Genomic DNA, 20,874 nt, shown 5'->3' on the forward strand with positions numbered 1-20,874 from the left:
TAATAGAAGAGGATTGCTGCCTTGTGGATGACGCCTATGACGCAAGCAAAAGCTAATCAGACGAACTAAAGTCTTTTCGGTCATCCCGCCCGAACGGTAAAAGTTGCGACCAAGTATCTCGACGATATCGTCCATGAGGCTATCGAATAGCAGGTCGCACTGGCAGCACCGGCACGAAGACCTCGAATTGGCAACCGAGAACGTTCGCTACATAAAAAATGATCAAGGCCGCTCGATGAAATCCCGTGTCGCGGCTTACCTCACCGACATTACTGGCAGCAAAGCGCCGAATAGCATCACCGTCGAACTCTCTCTCCGGCCATTCGTCGATCGCGGCCGGAACCGATTTGTCGGATGTTGTAACCAAGCACAACACGATCCGCGCTGGGGTTGAAGGGGGGCGAGGTTGTCGAGGCAATTGGGGCGGGGAAGGCAAAGCGGAAGGCTGCTGGGGAGCCCAGTTGAGTAGCGCGATAGGCTGCCGATGATCTTCCACGAGGCCCTATCGCAATAGAATCCGTTGCATCGAGTGCGGGCATCGCCCGCTTGGCGCGGCAGGCTTGCCATTTTGGGGCGCGGTAACGCTTTACGTTGCCCACATTAGCCATCATGCAGCGCCTTCCGCAGCGCGTCCGCCGCATCACTGTAGAAAAGGGTCTGGACCTTGGTTGCCGCCTCGTCTGACAGGTCCACGAGCGCCCTGCGGCATGACACGGGGATTAAAATGGTCGCCGCACCTTTGCTGATCGCATGCTCGACGAGATCGATCGCGTTGTGCACGGGTTCAATAGAACCGCCGAGATTGATGCCGCCGATAACTGCCATCCCGCCCCGCAAAGGCTTGCCCAGCAGCGCGGAGGCTAGTGCCACGAGGATAGGAACGCCGGTTTGAGCAGCGGACTTCGCTGCGTCGAAGGAACGAAGTTGTACGGTGAACTCATGCTCTCGGGGGTTTCGATCACCCACCAGTTCCTGTGCGCGTGAATACAGGTTCTGCTCGGCAATCCTGACGCTTTCCCGGAAGGGTGCCGGCGGTGTCTGGTTCAGGATGCGGACGCCTCCTCCCGGCCCTTCATTGACCTCGACACGATACAAGCCAGCGGCTTCGTCTTGCCCTCCGGGGCCGAGCGCCCAAACTTGTCCAGCAGGCAGCGGATCGGCTCCGATGCTGTCTTCCGACTGAAGCTCGGGAGTGGCAACAAACTTCTCCACCCCGTCGAGGCCCATGGAGTAGCTAAACTGCGTATTCCGAAACTCCGCGCTGCCAATCCGCTTTTGCTGCTCTTTAACGCGACGGCGAGCTTCCAGTGCCAACCGCACTGCCCATTCCAGTTCGTCGTCCGGAACCGGGTGATCCGCATTCGGGTAGAGCAGCTTCAGGAGGCCTGAGACCGTCTTGTTAAAGGCATTGGTGTCGCGCCCGGAGAGCGCGCCTCCGAGGTGAACACGGCCTTGGAGTGTGTTTATCCGCGACTGGGATCGCAACCGTGAGAAGCACTCGGCTAGTACGTCGCTCACTAGTCCAAAATGATCGGTGAAAAGCGCCCGATTCACCTTCGGAATGTCCCACCCCGGCAGATAGGAATGAATACGATCCATAAAGGCCGTGTCATTGCGCATCTCCGGCGGCAGAGGCCCGAAAAGGTGACCGATCCGCTGCTGCTGCTGTACGTCGACATCGAAGTTGCCGACGAGAACGATGCTTCCGTCGGCTCGAATGCTCTCTCGGCCACGAGAGAACTCGCCGCTCTCCATGTAGCCCTTCATGATGTTGACGCCGTCCTTTTGATCGAAGGAGACGCCTGAGACCTCGTCGAAACACACGACATCGTACTGGCAGACGAGGCCGCGTTGGCCATTCGCCATGTTGACGAACATCCGCGCAACAGTCGCCTTTCCCCCGGAAACCAAGTGGGCGTAGGGGGAAACCTGCTGGAAGAGGTGGCTTTTGCCCGTTCCGCGCGGGCCAAGTTCGATCATATTGTAGTTTCGCTCGACGAAGGGGATCATTCGAAGCAGCGAGATGTCGCGGGCGCGAGGCGTGAGCATGGAGGGTTCAAGCCCCACACTGCGCAGCAGAAGGTCTTTCCATTCTGCTGTGGTGAGCTTTTCTCTGCCCGCCGCGATTGTCTCTAGTATGTCACGCGACGAGAGTTGGATTTCGCGTAGGCCAAGCACTTCAAAGGGACGGCCACCTTTTTCCTGCGCGATACTCGCGTCGTATCCAAGTTCAATCTCGGCATAAAAGCCGCCCGTGAGCATGCGCTCGTGATCGCGAACAAGTTTGTCCGCGATGCGCACATCGGGAAGCCGCAGGCTTGGCAAGGCCGCAAGGTAGCTGTCGGTCTTTGCTTCTAGCCGAGCCGTCACAATGTCGATCATCTTGACCGACCCGTTGTCGCGCGCCTTGGCTTTAAACAGTTCTTCCTCGCCAGCCCGCACGGTGCGAGCAGTGAGTTGCTCCTGCACCAACTCGATCCCTTCCTCGATCTCCGTGGCGTCGGTGCTGGCGCAGTAGCGGCCGAGCATGAACTCGACGACGTAAGTTGGAACTGGAAACTGTCCGCGAAACCGCCTTACGAGGTCTTTGCGCACCAAGTGCCCTGTGAACGCACCAGCCGCCTTGCGATCCAAATCATCCAAATCCACGGATCAGCCCCCCGCTTTCGTTAGTAGCTTGGCGAGGATGTCCGTCGGTTGGTCTGCCTTGTACACGACCACGCATACCGGCTGCCCTTCGTAATCGGAATCGACGCCAAGGTTGGCTTCGCCAGCATCATCCAAGAGCTTTGGCTGCTTTACGAGAGCGCTCTTGCCGGATGTGTCGTTACCCAATCGAACATCGGCGACCATCCCGGCACCACCTGCCACCTTCACCTTCAGCATCAGGTTGCGCCAAGTGGCAGAGAGCGAAACCGGGGCTGCCGAGCCCGCGATGCTCACATCGAGGATGGGCAGAACACACTCCTGCGGACTGATGCCGCCGTGCGCATACTCTGTGCCGCTGAAAAAGGCTTTAGCTCCCGGTGGAGTCGCGAACTGCACTTCGGCGTTCCATGACCATCCGACTCGTGCGTAGCTGGTCTGTGCCCCGTCTTTCAGGAGAGCCACACGGTTCGCCTTGCCAGTTGGCTCTGCCAGTCCGGCTGCCAACGGCGCATGCGGGAGCCCGTCTGGCATGAGGAGCCACCCGTGATCTGTCACGATCCTGACGCTACGACCCTGTTGGGCCAGCTTTAGCGCGAAGTCGGCCACTTCGATCAGCCCATCGTGGACGCGCTCGGCCAGTCGCGCTCCGAGCGCATGTCCTTCCTCGTCGAAACGCCCGATCTCCTGCCACGAGGGGTGATCATCCAGCAACGCTGGCTCGCATCCCCAACCGGAGGCCTTCAGAGCTTTCACAAGAACTGGCTTGGAGGCGGGCTTGCCCTCATACATCGGCAGCATGTCGTCCCCCGCCCCAGCCGTGAGCGAAGGTGCAGCAGGACTGACCAGCGGCTTGCATGTCGCTGTAACGGTCGGAAAGCCCGACCATCCGTGCGTTTGTACGACCGTGGCACCTCGGCTCCGCAATAGCGCGGCAAGCTCGTGCGCAAGGTCCATTCGAAGGCCGTCCACGAACAGCAGAACGGCGTTTAGCGGAGGGGTAGCAGTCTTCCTTGGAACAGCGAACTTCAGCTTGCCGCTTGTTGCGAGCGCCTGTAGCGCGGATGCGCCGTCTTCGACCCATGGCAAGTAGATTGGTCGAAGAGCCGCGATCACTGCTTTCCGATCGTCGCCGATGCGCACCAAATTGAGAGCAGCGAGCGCGTCGCTGTCCACCTTCCATCCCTGCGAAGCGTATGCATCGGCCAGAGCCTCGCAGTCGTGAACGGGAAGTGCCGGAGCGTCTGCGATAGCGGCGAGATGAGCCAATGCCTGAGCCAGTCGGGTCTCTCCCCGTTTCGCCCACACCGTCTCCCGTCTCCAAGCATGACTAGCTTCCAAGCTGCGGACGACCTCCCGAGCCTTCTCGGCAGGCGCATCTCGAAGAGCGGTCAATGCGGTGCGGAGTTGGTCTTCCCGTCGCGCGTTTTCCTTCGGATAGCTAACCGGCATCTCAAGCAGATCGGCCTCAGGCGGCTCTTCGAGCCAGAGAAGCTGCACCGTTCCTTCGTGTGTCCCGCCCGACGCTTCAAAGCGGTCCCAAACTTTGCGCCACGCCTTCTCCCTGTGTGCCAGCTTGGCAGCGGCGTCTTGGCGCGACTTCTTGCGAGGGTCCAAACCGAATTGCTTTGCGGCGAGCATACTAAAGGCCTCAAAGCGGGGCGGGTCCGTCTCTGCGGTCAGGGTGCCATCCATCCACGCCAGCATGCTGACGGTGGGGTCCTCAACCAGCAAACCATATAGAGCGGCGGCGTCCCACTGACGGCCGACCAGAGTCGACACGGGTTCGACGAAGAGGCGAGTCGCCGCGCGAGCCAATGCCTCGCGGGTGCTCTTGTCCTCGGGAATGGAGAGGCCCACTGGGCTTCCCTGCGCCGCCAAGAAACTCCTCAGTGTCCAATCGCGATTTTGCTTCGGCTGACCGAAGAAGACACCACTCACAGCGAACCAGACGAGTGGTGCAAGTTCTGTTGGGCAATCTTCAGCGCCGCGCAACACCTCTCTAGCGACGCCGGGGAGATAGATGATTGGTGGCTCGCCGTCAGACCATACCAAGCCATCGATATGACGGGCGGCAGCAGCACGCAGCCAGAGCGCGGGTCCGGTCCGCCAATTGGGGGCGTACTCTCCATAGCTGAGTATCTGAGGCAGGTGGGCGCGCAACGCGGGTAGAATTGGAACGAAATCGTTCTGCGGGTCGCACCAGAGCACGGCCTCAGGAGCCGCTTCAGCAGCCTTCTGATAGGCGAAGGTCGTGCGCAGAGCACCCGCCAGCAGTTCGAGCGGGGTGATCACGATGTCTTGGCCTCGCTTTGCGCCGCTCGTTTTTCGGCGAGTGTGAGGTGATGATCATTGATGCGATCACCCTCGTTACCGCCATGTAGCAGGCCAAGCTCGCGCCAAGGGGCAGACGGGGCGTTGGTGCCCCGATCCTTATTCCAGTTGATGCGTGGCTGCTCGCGGAGAACCTCCGCTTTCATGAACGGGCGAATGTTGAGCCGTACGCCATCATCGAGGTCAGGGTTCCAGCCGACCGGCTGCCTCCAGATTGGTTTCCAGCGCACAAATATGTCGTAGGGTTGCTCGCCATCGAGGACCGCGCGGAGCCTCTGCTGAAGCTGCCGAGCGCGTTCCTCATGGGCGGTCCGGCCTTCCGCGCGTGCCTTCGATATCCAATCACCCAATAGCGTGAACGTTAGCCTCTCAAGGGCTGCGTGATCGAGGCGATGGTAATCAACAAATGCTGAAAATCCGTCCCGAAGTCCGTCCCAAACCTGCCAGAGGAACGGGCGGTTCTGGAACAGAACGCAGTGTTGGCGGAATGCGCGTTCCCTCACCCATGTTTCCAAGCTGGCGTCACGCGCCTCCTTCCGGTCCAGCTTTGAATCTGAAGCTTGAACAAGGCCGGATTCCTGTGCAGGCGTAAGAGGGCCCCCATAAGCCTCTGCCAGAAGAGCACGAAGCCTATCCGCCAATGCCCGGTCGGCCCCAGTCGCGTGAAGCGGTAACAGACCGTCCGCGTCGGCTTCGGGGAGCTTCGCCGCGAGTGCAACACGCGCTTGAGCGAGATCGGATAACAACAGGCTCGTGTCGGTCTCAGCAGGCCATTTATAACCCACGACTCGCGCTAACGCGACATGGAGTTGAGTTCCCTGTTCGGCGAATGCTGGATGCCCGTGGAATATCCAATGCGTAGGATCATCGGAGTAAGGTTTGGGGAGTCCACTTGGATACAGTACAGCGGCCCTTTCCGACCAAAAATGCAGATCGAATGGAACGTCTACTAAGGCGTTCAACGTTATCGATACTTTTCTATTCATTTTTCTGATAAGTGTTTTGTATTCACCTGACGAACAGAATGTCCAAATAGCCGGTAGATTTTGAATATTACGTGGAATAATTACTCCAGTATTTCCGTCCCAAAGTGATCCAGAAAACAATGTAACAGGCAAATCCTTCATTAAACTCGATGTGACGCCTAATTTCCCCCAGCCAGCGCTACCGCGCAGCCATGCATTTGCGCCCGTTACACCAAGTTTTTCTTCTACTTCTTTACGCAAAGCGCCAGAATTATTTTCCCAAAGCAACGCATAGCTATATCCAGAATATTCCTGTACTCTATCAGGTGCAGATACTTGATAGGACCATCGTCGATCATGATTATCGCCGATCTCCCAAAAAACGCGTCCGTAATGCGGCTCGTCACCACAGTTTACGCCCGCGATAGCCGTGGCGTATTGTCGCAATAGAATCGAATCAAAACTTGCTTCTGTTGATATAGCCGCTTGAGGATTTTTCTTTTGATCGTCTTGCAAAACCGAATGTAAATCAGCCTCTAGCAAATAATTGGCCTTCTGCTCTGCATTCTTTGCAGAATTAGCGTCGATGCCAATCAACAAATGGCTGGGCATAGCCTTAATCTCTGTAATAATGCTAAGAGCAACATTAACCATCTCTCCGGTAATTGTTTCGAACGCTCGTGATCCAAGGCCGGCGACCAGATCTATTCTTGCGGAATGTAGCAACTCTTCCCGCAATCGTCTGTATGCGCCCAAAAATAGCCATTGTTGGGGAGCGACGCTTGCAATGGCTCCGCCACGGGCGACCATCGCGCGCATTCGCTGCAGCATCGCAGTCGCTAAGTCTGCCTTTGCTTCGGGCATCCGTCGCGATATATATTTTGCAAGGTCGGGGTCTTGTTTTCCGCGTCCGAGGAACGGCACGTTGGTGGCAATAAGAACATAGCGACGGCCTAGCAACTCTGCTGCTTCAAGTAGTCCCTGTGCGGCAATTGCGCCCTCAACTCGCTCAGGCTCGGCCGCTCTCAACTTCGAAAGAGCAACGGAGCCGGATTCGCGCAGATCAGCGTCGAGAAGATCTCGAGCACCAACTTCCAATAAACTCCCCAGCAATGGAGCTTGAGAAAATTGATCGTGCAGTTGGCGGAACGCCGACGTTAAGGAAGGATCCAATCCCCCAAGCTCGGTCATTTCGTACTGTGACATTGGAGGTGGGGCCCCGACCCACGCTATGCGGGGGTGAGGTAGCGGTATGGGTGCAGCCGCGAACTTCCACGCAGTAAGTGCCACATTGAACGCGGCGATCTGGACGCACCGCCCGTCTAGTTCAAGCCCATGCAAATTGTCCCGCAATACGGCCTGCGCTGCCTCAGCATCGGACAGGCCTTCCTCTGCACGGCGCATGGCGGAAAGGATTAGGAATGCCTCGACGAGGAAGTGGCCGCTCCCGCAGCACGGGTCACAATAGGTGATCTGAGCAGCAGTCTCCGGCCAGCCCCGAAATGTACCCGCTGCGGGACGCCATGGGCCATTCTCGCCTTCGCGTATAAAGCGGAGGTAATCCCAAGAGATTCCCGGCAGCGCGCACGCTTGCCGCAACTGCTGTTCGCTCGTTGCATTTCCCGCGAGGTCCGGCTCCTCAGTGAGGCGCTTGCCCGCCCACCATGCGCCGAGTGTGTTATGCAAAAGGAATTGCACCATGTAGCGCTCGGTAAACAACTGCGTCACTGCGGGGAGTTCGTCGGGCCCTACCTTTCCACCGCCCTTATTTACAGCGTCCTTCTCGGACGTGCGCCAGAATTGATAGGTCCACCCGAGAGCGTCGTCCGCCGTGAACACTTCAGTCGGCAGCCCGGTCACGAAATCACGGAGTCTCCGAGCCAACGCCGGGTCCAACGTCATCGCGAGTACGGGGTCGTTCGGCTTGAAGACGGCGGGAAGCGACGGTGCAGCGAAGCGCTCCACGAGCGCCCATTGGTCTGCCTCTCCCTCTTCTTTCGCGAGGTCTGCTAGTTCCGAGGGTGCAATCGGCTCACCTAGTTCGGGATGGATCAAAAGCCCGCGCTCGACGAGAAACCGCCCAAAGAGCATACGATGCCAAATCTCGTACGCGGCTTCATTTTCGAGGTGCCGTGTCGAGAGCAGCTTCTTTCGTTCCCTGTTCCAGCCGTCACCGAGAGAGCGTGCGTGGGCGCGCAGCCGAACACGCAGCGCCTTTTGTTCGGCAGTAAGATAGGTGGGCGGCTCATCGTCGACTACGCCGAGACGCCGAATTGCGTCATGTGCCGCCTCCTCAGAAACGGGTCGGGCGCTCGTAATCGTGTCGGCTAGTACCTTGCGCAGAGCGCGGTCGAGCGTGCTCATCGTATTCTCAATCGGTCGGAAGAACGGGACCCGCCTCAAGGCGCGGGATGATGGTTTGGCGCACCGCCGTCAGCCACGCCTCAAGGTCCGTAACGGACCGAATAACAGAGGGCTTCGGGATCGCGACCTTTTGCGTCTTGGGCTCCAGATCGAGAGCAGCATCCTGTAATGCACTCTCGACGCGGCTTGGAAGGGCAGCCGCCATGTCCTTCCACTGGCTCAGGCGCTTGGAAGCGAGGGACTGGGCGATCTTCTCCGCCGTCGAGAGGTCTGGCTGGTCCTGTGGGAGTAGACCGTTGGCGGCGCGGAACTCGTGCCTCTTGTCAGGACTGACCTTGTTCCACACTTCACTCGCCTTTAGCCGCTGCTCGCCTGCTTCCCGCGCCAAGCGCCATGCCTCGTAGGCGTCGTTGGTTCGGCTCCGAAGGTCATCCGCAGCAGCCTTGATCAAAGCAGAGATGGGATTGGGCTCACCCATGACACTCCGCGCGCTCTTGATGGCATCTGCCTCAGAACGTTGTGCGACCGCCCCGAGGTTTATCAAGCGCTCAAGTAGCAGCCACTCACCAAGGCGCTTCTCTTTTTCCGCCTTCGCCGCCAGCCAATCAACCACGGCAGGTTTGAGATCAGCATGCCTTGCAGCCAGAGCCGCCAGCAATGCGTTGCCCGACGCTCCTTTGAACTCGGCGATATGCGGCACTTCGGGTGCTGATGGCACAGGCGGCTCACCCCCTGCCTCCCTTGCCATCGCTTCGAGGCGCTCGACAATTGCGTGGAGATAGCTTGCTTCTTCCCCGGCATTGACCGTCAGCCCAACGAGCGTGCCAATGGCTCGGACGGCCATGCGCTGCGTGGTTGAAATGACGACGCTCTCAGGAGCGAACGTGCAGGTCCCAAACTGGCTGGTTGGCAAGCTGGCAAGCGAAATCGGCTTGTGGTTTGCATCCGTGACTTTGATCTCAGACGCATTGGCGAGAACCAGCAGTGCCGCATCCACGGCGTCCCTCGACCAACCGTAGGGCGGGGCGGCAAATGAGTTTCGCAGATCAGCGCCTTTTTTACCGGCTCCCAGCGAGCGAAGCACGGCCTTGGAGACGGGATGGTCTTTTGGTTCCCCCGCATGCCCGACCTCTTTGATCGCGTCCGGCACGCCGGTCTTGGCCTTGGTGATCACGCGATCCCACCCGAGCACGTCGGCGGGCGCGAACTCGGGGTAAAGACGATCCAATACGCGGAGCGCGCCGTCCTTCGCGGCATCGGCCCGAGACATACCGGCCCCGACCTCGGCCCCACCTGCTACAAGCAACTGGGCCTTGTTGACTGCATCACGAAGGATCGCCTTGGCTGTCTGTTCGGCCCGTTCCAGCCGCGACTGCATCGCGGCTTTGGCCTCCTTGCCGCTGTCGGTGGTCGGCACGCCTTGGCGTTGGATCACTGTATCCGCCGCCCGCATCGTGACGATGGCGGATTGCAGATCGGCCTTCCGGTCGTCGGAGATGAGGAGATGCAGCGTGGCATCTTTCGTGACATCCCCGGCCTTTATCTCACTGAGTGCGCCTATCAGGCCGTGATCCCACGCATTCCAAATTCGAAGTGCGAGACCATCCCCGGTCGCCTTATCCGAACCGACAACACGCTCGATCTTTCGTGGCGTCTTCGAAACGCCATGAGCCACCTGAGCCGCCCCGGTAAGCGCCTGCTCGACTGCGAGTTCGAGAAGTGAGCCACGCGACCGAGCGATACCCTGCGCGTCTGCAACTTCCTGCGCCTCAGCTTGATTGAATGCGGCCTGCCAGTCTGCGCTCTCCCGCGTTTGCAGCCTCCACTCGCCACCCACTTCGATGACCGCGCCATCCTCCTTGTAGAGCGATGTCAGCAATTCAGGCACCTTCGCTCGGATGGGTGCAGCATCGGCGAGGTCTTCCACGAGAAGATCGGCGATCACTTCCGGCGTGGCGCGTACGCCGTGAATATGCGCTTCGCCGCTGATGCGGGCGAGTAGATAAACAAGCACAAGAATGCGCGCTTTCAGCAGGCCATCGCCTTTTTCGGCCCGCAGGAGGTCAATACGGTCGTAAATTTCACGGGAGATTAGGTTCCGTGACAACGCCTCGGCCGCGAACGTGTCGAACAGAAAATCAGCGGGCACGGCGACCCCGAGCGGGTGATCACCGTATTTTCGAACCGCATCGAGCGTCAGGCGCAATTGGCCACGAAGGGTCGCGCCAAGCCCTGACTTATCCAGTTCCGCCATAACCCGTTCCCACAGCTTCCGCCGTGTGGACAGGATCGGCCAGTCAGCCACTCCATTGACGCGATCCGCATCAGTGCGAGCCAGCTTCGAGCCTTGGAGGTGCTTGTCGATCTCGCCGGACCGCGCATCCAGCACACCAACGATCGCAGATTTTGCCGAGTCCTTCTTCAGGAGCACTGTCTCCCGGACCACGGAGTCAATGTCTGCGGAGCCTAGCGGCACCTGAATTGGGAAGCGTCCGAGTAGCTTCTCTAGGTACTTCGTGTCGCCGAGCGCAGACTGCCCTGTGCACACCAGAAGCACCCGCCCCTTAAACTTCGAGGCCAACTGCTCTGCGATGGTCTGGATGGTCAGGGTGATGTCGCTGTCTTCACGAATAAACTGCTGAACCTCGTCCAGAATGATCAAGGTCAGGGGTATCTCGTGTCCGCCGAGCGTAAGGGCCTGCTGCGCCTTCTCAACGAGGAGTTCAACTGTCGCTTCGGGCTCGCGGTCGAATTCCTTGCCGAAGCGTTCCATCAGTTGGTCGACATCCGAGGCGAGACTCGGCTTGGCTTTCAACGCCGCCGCAGCAAGGCGGTCATCGAGGAGAAATTCACGAACAGCACCTTCGAAATCAGCGCCAAGCTCTGTCCGAACTTGATTGAGAACCCCCTGCTTCGCGAGCCAGAGGGCCACGAGAGAAGGCCGTAAATCGGTCCCGACAGGCAGGCCAACAGCGCGGAGAATGACCTCCAACACGGCTTTGACGGGGTTCTTTGACCCCAGACCAAGTGTGTTGCCTCCGACAATCAGTCCACCAGAGCGTTTCCCATTTGCGCGAAGCTCCTTGAGGGCCGCCTTAACGTCAGTCGGGAGGCTGTGGATCAATCCCTCGGCGGTTGCCCCGTCTTCGAAGGCCAAGTCAGTCCACAGCGCGCCGAGCATCGAAACGAGCAGACTTTTGCCTGATCCGTAGAAGCCGGAAACCCAAGCAGCCGGCGTGTCAGACCTTCGCCCGGCAGCCCCATTGAACGCTTCGAGGATGCGCCTCAAAGCTTCGGCATATGCCCCCTTGCAAACGAACGTTTGAAGCTGCTCCCTCAGGATTGCCCGCGCCGCATCGTCTGGAGGAAACAGCACCTTTGCGACACCGCCGTCTGCGAGGCTGAAGGAGTGAGGATCGCGGGCAAATACATCACGGTTGAGCATGTTGTTCACGCCGCATCTGACGGAGGGATGGGGATAGCGAGGTAGTTCCAGCCATCACGTGCATCTAAGAGTCGGTAGATGCCGTTCTGGTGGGTACCGGGAAAGGTCACAAGCATTCGACCCGGAATGGCTTCCGCAACGCGGGCGATGAGACTTGAGGCCCTCATGATTCCGAAGAGCGATGCGACGCCCGTTAGCGCGAAGATATCGTTCGGTCCGCCGCGACTCAGGGTCTCCCGTACGCGAGCGACGAGTTCGTCCTCAAATTGGGGTAGAACAGTCGATAATGTGTTCGGTTTGCGGGCCGCACGTTCGAACCACTTTTGCCGAGCAATCCAGCGGGCAAACTCGGAGGCCAGATCGAACTCTGTCCAACCCTTTCCCGCTCGTTCTGCAATTTCGCGGAATTCGCCAATCCGCCCACGAACGCGCCGTTCCTGAGCGTTGTCGTACCAGAGTATCCAAACCCGGCCTGCGGCAGGCTCGTCTGGCTTCCATGGCACCATGGTTCGTTCACCGAAGGCGGTGAGCAGGCTCTCAACCGAGGACAAGGTTAGGAACTCCGGCTAACTCTGCGATGGTCCGGCAGACCTCAATCTCCAAGACGTCACCAGCCGACCGGACCTTGACGAGACCCATGCCCTCGGCCTGCTTGAGAAGCCGTAACCGCTCCTCTACGGGGCGGTCCAAAACGTCCAGCCAACGCGACTCCAAAAGCAGTGCTCCGCCAAATCCGCAAAGGTTTGCAAGTAGTGCTGCGTAGGCGGCGGTGACTGGCGTAGCCATCGCTCGCACTCGCTCCTTGCGCACAGCACCCTTCAAAAACCCGGCTTGGGTCCATGAGGACGCCGCATTCTGAGCAAGGGACTTCGCCATGGTTGGGCTATGGCGACCCGGAAAATAGGAGTCGAATGCTGCGGCAATGGCAGGCCACCGCACTTGCTCACCGAGAACGGCATCAAGCACGGCGCTTGAGCCCGAACGGAAAGAAGGATCACGAGCGAGGGCGCAGAGGAGCGCCAGCATTGGTCGCCCTTCCTTGTCGAGTTTCCAAAGGTAGCGAAGCACCACACCAACCGGAGCGTCTTCACCGACGGCGTAGAGTTGGCGTAGCCTATAGAGCGACGCCTCGCGCGCCCGCATCGACGGCTTTCCGAGGAGGTTTTGAGCTACTACGACGTCCTGCAAATCGCCAGACGGCTCATGTGCGAGAAGCGCTGATATTTCGCCAAGCATCATCGTTTTCGATTGATGGGGGCCGCCGCCTTCGACCTTGAAGCCTGCTGCTGCAAGTGCTGAATTGCGAGCGGCTCCGCCGAACCACCCCTCTACGGGAGCGAACTGCACGCCTTGCCGCGCTCCAACGGCCGAAGGCGGTTGTTCTATGGGCTTGCTGGAACGGCGCACCTAAAGTTTCCTTATTTCCACTACTGCACCACGGCGATCACGGAAGAGGCCATGCCATTTGAGCCGAGCCACCCCAATCGCCTTCAATCCGGGCGTGGGCACACCAGTTTTACCATCCTCCATTTTCACCCAAATGCCTTGAACACCATCCACGACAAGCCTGACTACGGCTCCGGCGCGAAGGGCAAGTAGCTCATCACGCAGAGCAGAATCACCGTGGAGATGCTTTGGCCAAAGCACATAGTCGCGAACCTCGACCACGCTCATGATGGCTCCCCACGACCCCCAACAACCCCTGCTATCACGCGCCGAGATTTGTGTCTTGGACTGGCGGGCAATATCTCGAAAGTGCGCCATACGGATCGTCCTAGTGGGCCTAGTCTAGGGTGCTTTGTGTGATTGCGCGCGAACCAAACCCAGAGGCAAAGTGATCGCGATCGCGACTGCCGAGATAAATAGATGCGGCTCAAAAAGGAGACGCATCCCATGAACCTCATCGAAGCAATCACAGACCGAGGAATTGCTCGGTCAAAACGCCACCTCTCGCGCCTGCTCGGCCGGGCTCCGAACTACATCTGCGAAGTAGGCGGTTTCCGCGCAGAGGACCTCGTCCACCTTCGCTTGCACCTTCTCGAAACCGGGCACGATGATCTCGCAGCGCGCGCCGAGCAGATGCTGTTGGAGCCGTGGCTATGAGGGCGCGTGAAGTCTTTCTTCCTGTTCTCGATCGGCTGCAAGCCAAGACGAAGCGCTGCTTCGATACAACGGTCCACTATCCTCACAAAATCGAGCTTCCCGGCTGGACAAGGGAGGACATGGGCGACCGAGAAATTGAATACCGCTTGCCCGCTGCGAAGGTCTGGGCGGACGAAAATGGTCAGGGCATGTTCAACGTCCATGCGATGACGCTAGATCGCCGGCTGATTGGTTACGTCTTCGAATTCGAGCACGAGTCCGATGCCGCGATGTTCAAGCTGCGTTGGGCCTGAACCTTGCCGTTGGTCGGCATGCTCGGCAGAGACGTCGCACGTCGCATTGAATTTGTTACGGACCCAAAAAATTACGTTGCTTTATTTGGATTTGCTGGCAATGTGCCTGTCCACGCAACGAGGTTTGGATGGCATACGACGAAACGACTGGGTTTGTTCATGGATTCGATGGCTGGGCTCTCAAGCGGGCTCTTGCGCTGGAACCCGCCGACCCCGGTCTAATCGTCGACCTCCTCAAAGCCAAAACGGTCCGACGGCAAGCGGCTTTCGCGCTACTGGCGCAACTCAACGACGGCGATGATCTGCACCGGATCGCTGCTCTGCTGGCGGCCTCGACCGTGGACCTCGACGGTCGTTATGACTCTCCTGCAAAGCTGGTCGCTCGTGCGATCCGGCATGGTCGCCCCGATGACCTCGCTGCGGTTTTGTCGGGCGGGCACCTCCCGAGCGAATTGATGGGATGCCTTGCCCGGCTGGGACATCGGCCCATGACCGACGGGTCCCTTTACGCCGACCTGATCGAGTTGTGCCGGACCGACGTCGCTCGTGCCAGCGTGATCAAGATGTGCGGCACGCGCTTCAACGAGGAAGCTCTTCGAGCCCTGATGGTCGTCGATCCGATCGCGCTCGATCCTGTCATCTTTTCGAAGATCGGCGGTGCGGGCGATGCCCGGATGCTCACTGCCTGCCTCGCCGTGATCCGGCGCACTTGCGGGGAGGCCACCGACGAGACGATCGCCCAGTCCCTAGGGGCGATGGAGGATCGAATCCGGCTCGATCGCTGGACCGACCGGTTTTTGCTACGAAATCTTGATCGGCTCGGGGACCCCGGCCCGTTCGCGGAAGACGATACCGACTTCGAGACTTTGACTACCGGACGGCGGCTCGCCAGTGTGGGTCGGCAGTTCCGGAACTGTCTTGCCAGTCAGGTGCGTTTGGTTGCGGCTGGCCGCGCCATCTACTGCGCCGCGCGTCCGCGCCGTATTATCATCGAGTTCCGGCGACTGGTCGGCGACGCCCGCTGGCTCGCCGTGGAGGCCTTCGGGCCGAAGAACGCAAAGCTCTCGTCGGATGATTGGAAATTTCTATTCGACGCTCTGAGCGAGCGCGGCGTCCCGTTTCTCGCGGCGTCTGACCGGCATGGCGAGGACCTGCTCGAACTCGGCGGCGGCTTCTTCTTCCCCCATGAACCGTTGGCGATGTCCGCCATCGGCTCTGGCTTCGCGAAAGGCGGCCTGCAATGAGCAGTTGTCCCGGCCACCTCGGTGCCAGCAAGGCCACGCACGCTGGGAGCCTGTTCCAATGCTCCTACTGCCAAGCGGTGGGGTGCGAGGACAATCGCTGCTCGAACCACGGGTTCATTCAGGGAAAATGCACCCGCTGCGGGAAATATGGGACGAAGAAACGCATCTAACCCGCGACGGAGGCCGGACGTACAAGCGGTCGTCATTACCCGAGACCCCTGCGTCACGTGTTCGGCTGGATGGGGTTGGCCAACTGGCAGGGTCAACCCGCTTCAGTTGCCCTTCAACGGCCGTCTTCCCGGCCCCGTGAGCGGGAGCCATCGTCGCTCATACCAAAGGTCGTCGGCTCTCTCATACAGTTGCTCGGCCCGCCAGACTCCAGAGAGTGGCCCTTCAGCCAGCCTTCGAAGTGCACGGAGGACGGCGACCCGCTGCTTCTTATCGACGGCAGGACGACCATACACGGCCCGGCAAAGTTCCGTTGTTGAAAGCGCCTCGCCGCGTGAGGCTGCGAAGACTTCCAACAACCGCCTTTGGACATGACCGGGGCCCCTGCTCACGGACCCATTTCCCCTAAGTGTTTCCCAATAGGGGGGTACTCGGACATAGGGGCGGGCACTCGTCAAGAACCCTCAGGAGAACGCCAATAGGCGAATATTGTTTCGGTGCTGAACGCACAATTTGAGGACATAGCTCGATACCAGCGGGCTATTTTGAGAGGGCAGAAAGTCATATGAAAACTAAGTCTCGCCGAAATCCTCGTGCCTTCAATGTGTTGCCTTCTCTGATTTTGTCGCGACCGCCAAAATTGCCGAGCACCGGCCATTCCTCATCCCCATGCAGCAGAGACATCCCTTCTCAATCGGCGTTCTCTTCCCATCGTTCCGTCGCCAGCAAATGGTCTCGCACCGATGAGAATGGCTTCAGTTAAATTGGTTAGATGAAGGCTGGCCGCGAGGGGGTAGAGTTAGGCTGGAGCGAGGAGGCCTTGTTGCCCATCTTGGGGACAGGGTGATGACGGTGTTGGGCCGTGAGGGGTCGATGAGCACTTTTACACGCAAGGAGCATTCCCGAACGAACGCCTACGGCAAGACGTTCCAAGTGCGCGAGCACGATGTTCGGCGCGACCACTGGAACGTCGAATGGATCGCTCGCTTCTATGGGTCGCCCGAGTACCGCGCTGCGGACTTCCTGAGGCGGAGCAATGTCGGGCGCGGATCGCAGGGGTGCTTTGTCGACCCCAATGCCAAATGCCCAGTCTGTGGGGTTCCCGTTTTTTTCTACGCCAATAGATTTGGCAGCCGAGTCTATTTCGATGACCTCGGACCACCTTGGCCGAGGCACCCCTGCACCGACAATCCGATGCAGCCCCGCGCAATCGTCCACGAAGCTTGGAAGCCCATTGTCAGGAGAAGGGCTGGAGAGATTCAGGAGTTAATTTCGGCCGCGAATACCGTCGGACTAATGAAAGACAAACACTTTGGTATTCGCGCCACGTCCGCGTGGTCCCTCGTTCTCGTGAAAAACGTGAGCCGCTCGGGCGAAAGAAATGTCATCTCGGGCGAATTCATCGATTCCGCAGACGGAAGGCAATTTCAATTCACCTGTTCCTCGACAGAGCCCATCGTTGAGCGGGGCGATCTGATCAGCGTGGCGGGAACCGAGATTTCGCTGCTTGCGAAGCGCACTCTCACGGAGATTCGTTTTCGAGACGGCGATCGCATTGTCTTGCCATCGGTTGAGCCGGGTCACGCGAAGGAAAGACCTTCGAAAGCTACATCGACGACCACGGCCGCCTCGCAGTCCAATCGCGAGTTGAATGGCCACTCAGATTGGTTTGCAGCGTACAGGAAGTATTTCGAGGCAAAACATGTGTCTCGGGAGAGCTTCCTTGCGAGCATGGCCGTGCATGTAACTGCACTGCAACGAGAAGGTGTTGAGACGCCTGCCCAATTGGCTGATCGGCTTAATATAAGTGGCATAAGAACGGCTGCGGGCGATCCATGGTCGGAACTTCTGGTCCGATTCCTTTGCCAGTTCATCAAAGAGGCGCAATGGGTGCAATGGGCGCATGAACAGCGAGCGCAAGCTCGAAAGAGCGAGCGAGAGTTCAGGACTGCCACGAGACAAACGGAAGACTTGGCACGAAAGGCGGTCTCCAATCGAATAAAGAACTCGAAACGGGTAGAAAGACGAGAAGGAAAAAAGCTTATTATAGAATTTAAACCCAAACATACCGATGAAAACGGAGATTAATTAACTTATACGTGCATTTATAGATATTTGTGTTTCGAATGAATTATATTTAAATCTCCTAAAACAGAAGACATATACGACTTTTGAAATCGCATTTACGAAATAATCTGTCTCGCGAGGAAATGGTCGCGAGTGAGATTGCGCGCCTTTATGTCCATTCAACATCTGGAGGCCATAATGGGTCAATCGCTCCGCTTCGAATGCTCGAACTGCGGCTACTCCGGCTAAGCCCGCTCTCCCAGAAGCGCTCAGATGTGCGATCTCCCGCATACCGTCGGTGGAGCGGCGGATGTCGATGACGGCCCTCTCGCGCCTAAACGGGAGTGCGTCAATTTCGATACCAATCCCAACCGCCGACGCCAACAGGTTGGAGGCCGTCACGGTCGAATTCAAGGGCAACGGGAAGCCGGTCAGCAAGAAGTTCTTCTAGCCGAACGGAGCTTGGGCAGGGATGGTTACGCAGGTTGGAGCCGCTCCGGGTTTTGGGAGACGCGGTTGGGGATTGGGGACAGTTCAGCGCCGGAAAGCAAATCGAGACAGCCAACGCGACTTCCGGGGGAATCGATGGCACCCTCCAAAGCACGGCATGCAGGCAGCTTGTCCCGGTGCTCTTGCTACCAATCCGTTGGTCCCGAGGACAGCCGCTCCTCGAACGACGGATTCATTCAGGGAAAATGCGTGCGGTGCGAGAAATATGAGACAAAGAAGCGCATCTGACGGAGGTTCTGCGATTCAATGACGCGCGCGGTCCTCGGAATTGACGCAGCATGGACAGCGAAGCAACCCAGCGGGGTCGCCTTCGTAGCCGGGGATGGTAAAGATTGGCGGCTGCTCGCCTGTGCTGCCTCCTATCGGTCGTTTGTCGCTATCGCGTCCGGCGAAGCACCGGAGGTCAGACCCTCGGGCGGGCATGCGGATGTCTCCGAACTCCTTAACGCCTGCCGCATATTGCACCCATCCGGTGCCGATCTGATTGCCGTCGATATGCCGCTCTCATCGATGCCGATCACGGGCAGACGCGCAGCCGACGATGCAGTCTCTCGTGCCTATGGCGCTCGGCACTGTAGCACCCATACTCCGAGCATCACCCGGCCCGGACCGATCAGCGACTCCTTAACGGCAGCGTTCACGCGGGTCGGATATCCATTGGCCACATCAGGTCGACCAAAGCGCGGGCTCATCGAGGTTTACCCCCATCCCGCTCTGGTTGAACTCGCGAAATCAGAGCGCCGCCTGCCATACAAGGCCGGTAACGTCAGTAGATATTGGCCAGCCCTATCGTCCGCCGGACGAAGGGGCCGCCTGTTTGAGGAGTGGGCGAAGATCGTCACTCTGTTGAATGTTGAAATCGACGGCGTGGAATCGGCGCTGCCTCTGCCGTCATTGGCGGCCACCGGCATCGAGGCCAAAGCGTTTGAGGATAAGTTGGACGCGGTCGTATGTGCTTGGATTGGCACGCGGGTCCTGACAGAAACGGCCATCCCGTTCGGGAATGATCATGGTGCCATCTGGGTTCCGACAGCAGCACCGCTAGGATAGTTGCCGCAAATTGATAGAGAGCCATAGCATGGGACAAGTTCGCGAGGCGGCCTGTGAAGGCTGCGATTACAAGCAGAACGTGGTGATCGGCGGTGGGAGAGAGACCTTCCACGAGCGCTCGCTGTGGCCGGTCTATTGCCGAGAATGTAACGCACTGGAACACGCGAACACCTGTGTCTCCCCTCTACGGTGCATGAAGTGCGGGTCCGACGCGGTCACGAAGTATGGTGATCCGTCAATCTCCGAAACTGGGGGCCGGGAAGTTTTTCGGTGGGGCGACGACCAGATGTTCAGCGGTGGTAATTACTGCCCTCACTGCAAGAATATGACACTGAAATTCGGCTCTGCCGGTCCAAGGATTTTCTATGATTGACCTACGCAAAGGTCGTAGCCTAGCTGCGTTTTCCATTTGACCAGCCTGACGACATCGGTGACCTCGGCTACCGATGCGAGTTGAGCCCCGTTTCGTCCCCCATCAGCTTGGCTCTATGGTCTCGCGCGGATCGGCCGGCAAGTCGGGTTACCCACGGCTCAATAGACGGCTTCGTCGTCGACTTGGCTGACTGACTTATTTTGCAACCGACCCAGATCATGGAGAGAATCGTGTCGATCGACCCAAAGACGCAGCGTGATATTGATTTTACGCGCAGCGTATTGGGGACGCTGAATGAGCCTGAACGCGCAGCGCAGATGGCCCGTGTGATGATCGAGAGGTATTCAGCGCGTTCTGGTAGCCAAGATTCTGTAAACGCCTATCGAAGAATCTTAATTGATGCAGCCAATGATGAAACGGTCCTCGATATACAAATCGAACAATTTGAAACATTATTCGCCGGTTACTTAGCTGTCGGCGATAAAATCGCGGGAGCGAAGCTATTGCTGGAGATGGATCGGCAGATCGGACGAATTCCTCCGCACGTATCACTCGAAGCGGTGAGCAAATGTATAGAGCTTTTTAAAGATAATAAGAACACTGATATATCAAACATAGTCAATTCTGCCTTCATTTCTCGAAATGGATATACGTGTGAGGATTACGGCCAGTTTGTTTCTAATTATACGGAGTATGCTGAATGGCTTGCGCAAGCCAATTTGCCGGAAATTGAGATTGTAAGTAGCATAATTTCAATTAAAAAAAACATAGAACGGCATGTTTGGCTACCAATTGCGACCAAATTTCTCGCAACAAAGATTGATGACCTGTCGACTAAAGAAGTTGCTCGACTACAACTGGGGGTAATTCATGAACTTCTTGTTAGGCGCGAATTTGACGATGCCATAGATATGGGATTTGAGTTGCTTAAGCAAAGAGATTCTGAAGTCGCGCATCGCGCAGAAGCGTTATTACTTCTCGGATTGTGCTTCAAAGAACTTGCAGAATACAGAATTGCACGAATGTTTCTTCGAGAAGCAAAAGATTTGCTCGTTCCCGAACCCGGACATCCGGGGCTTAAGATCGCATCAGTGGCCTTGGACCAAATTGCGGATATCCTAGCCGCGATTGGCGAGGTGTAACCTACTTCCGAACACGCTGCTGCGGCGTCCGGATGACACCAAAAAGAGCTTGGCAAAGCCCTTCAGTCCACCATCGTGTTCCGCCCTCCGCTTGCCCCTGCCATAACGCGCGGATTTCACCTGATGTCGGGGCCGCCACCTGTCGGCTGACCTCCGAGTCCACCCCCACA

General features: G+C 58.2%; 13 protein-coding genes. 6 read left to right on the forward strand and 7 right to left on the reverse strand.

Annotated features, from left to right (window positions below):
* Positions 1–600 precede the first annotated feature (600 nt).
* Genes brxL through AC2FAN_RS26870 form a run of 7 tightly spaced genes read right to left on the reverse strand, consistent with a single transcriptional unit; the run spans position 601 to position 13,428 of the window.
* Entirely contained in the window at positions 601–2,649 is a 2,049-nt protein-coding gene (gene brxL / locus AC2FAN_RS26840) for a BREX system Lon protease-like protein BrxL (RefSeq protein WP_485177024.1), read from the reverse strand.
* A gap of 3 nt (positions 2,650–2,652) precedes the next feature.
* Positions 2,653–4,941, reverse strand: coding sequence for a BREX-1 system phosphatase PglZ type B (pglZ, locus tag AC2FAN_RS26845; protein WP_485177025.1), 2,289 nt, complete (start codon positions 4,939–4,941; stop codon positions 2,653–2,655).
* Entirely contained in the window at positions 4,938–8,309 is a 3,372-nt protein-coding gene (locus AC2FAN_RS26850; RefSeq protein WP_485177026.1) for an N-6 DNA methylase, read from the reverse strand. The genes pglZ and AC2FAN_RS26850 overlap by 4 nt, the downstream gene beginning before the upstream one ends.
* Positions 8,310–8,316: 7 nt before the next feature.
* Positions 8,317–11,754 carry a BREX system P-loop protein BrxC gene (gene brxC / locus AC2FAN_RS26855; protein WP_485177037.1) on the reverse strand — a complete coding sequence of 1,146 codons (3,438 nt, stop codon included), beginning with the start codon at positions 11,752–11,754 and terminating at the stop codon, positions 8,317–8,319.
* A 5-nt stretch (positions 11,755–11,759) separates the two neighbouring features.
* Positions 11,760–12,305 (reverse strand): hypothetical protein, encoded by a 546-nt coding sequence (locus AC2FAN_RS26860; protein WP_485177027.1) that lies wholly within the window; start codon positions 12,303–12,305, stop codon positions 11,760–11,762.
* Positions 12,292–13,101, reverse strand: a complete 810-nt coding sequence (locus tag AC2FAN_RS26865; RefSeq protein WP_485177028.1) for a hypothetical protein — start codon at positions 13,099–13,101, stop codon at positions 12,292–12,294. The genes AC2FAN_RS26860 and AC2FAN_RS26865 overlap by 14 nt, the downstream gene beginning before the upstream one ends.
* Positions 13,102–13,161: 60 nt before the next feature.
* Entirely contained in the window at positions 13,162–13,428 is a 267-nt protein-coding gene (locus AC2FAN_RS26870) for a hypothetical protein (protein WP_485177029.1), read from the reverse strand.
* A gap of 219 nt (positions 13,429–13,647) precedes the next feature.
* Between AC2FAN_RS26870 and AC2FAN_RS26875 the strand changes: the two genes are divergently transcribed.
* From AC2FAN_RS26875 to AC2FAN_RS26900, 6 genes are all read left to right on the forward strand, one after another.
* Positions 13,648–13,857: a hypothetical protein gene (locus AC2FAN_RS26875; RefSeq protein ID WP_485177030.1), complete on the forward strand. Its 210-nt coding sequence runs from the start codon at positions 13,648–13,650 to the stop codon at positions 13,855–13,857.
* A complete protein-coding gene (locus AC2FAN_RS26880) occupies positions 13,854–14,150 on the forward strand; it encodes a hypothetical protein (RefSeq protein WP_485177031.1) in 297 nt (98 codons plus the stop codon). Before AC2FAN_RS26875 ends, AC2FAN_RS26880 begins: the two co-directional genes overlap by 4 nt.
* A gap of 128 nt (positions 14,151–14,278) precedes the next feature.
* Entirely contained in the window at positions 14,279–15,394 is a 1,116-nt protein-coding gene (locus AC2FAN_RS26885; protein ID WP_485177032.1) for a hypothetical protein, read from the forward strand.
* A gap of 1,014 nt (positions 15,395–16,408) precedes the next feature.
* Entirely contained in the window at positions 16,409–17,650 is a 1,242-nt protein-coding gene (locus tag AC2FAN_RS26890; protein WP_485177033.1) for a hypothetical protein, read from the forward strand.
* A 735-nt stretch (positions 17,651–18,385) separates the two neighbouring features.
* Positions 18,386–19,189 (forward strand): DUF429 domain-containing protein, encoded by an 804-nt coding sequence (locus tag AC2FAN_RS26895; RefSeq protein ID WP_485177034.1) that lies wholly within the window; start codon positions 18,386–18,388, stop codon positions 19,187–19,189.
* Between the two features lie 603 nt (positions 19,190–19,792).
* Entirely contained in the window at positions 19,793–20,704 is a 912-nt protein-coding gene (locus AC2FAN_RS26900; RefSeq protein ID WP_485177035.1) for a tetratricopeptide repeat protein, read from the forward strand.
* Positions 20,705–20,874: the final 170 nt, after the last annotated feature.

The sequence above is a fragment of the Allobosea sp. RIT-PG3_2 genome (assembly GCF_057321085.1).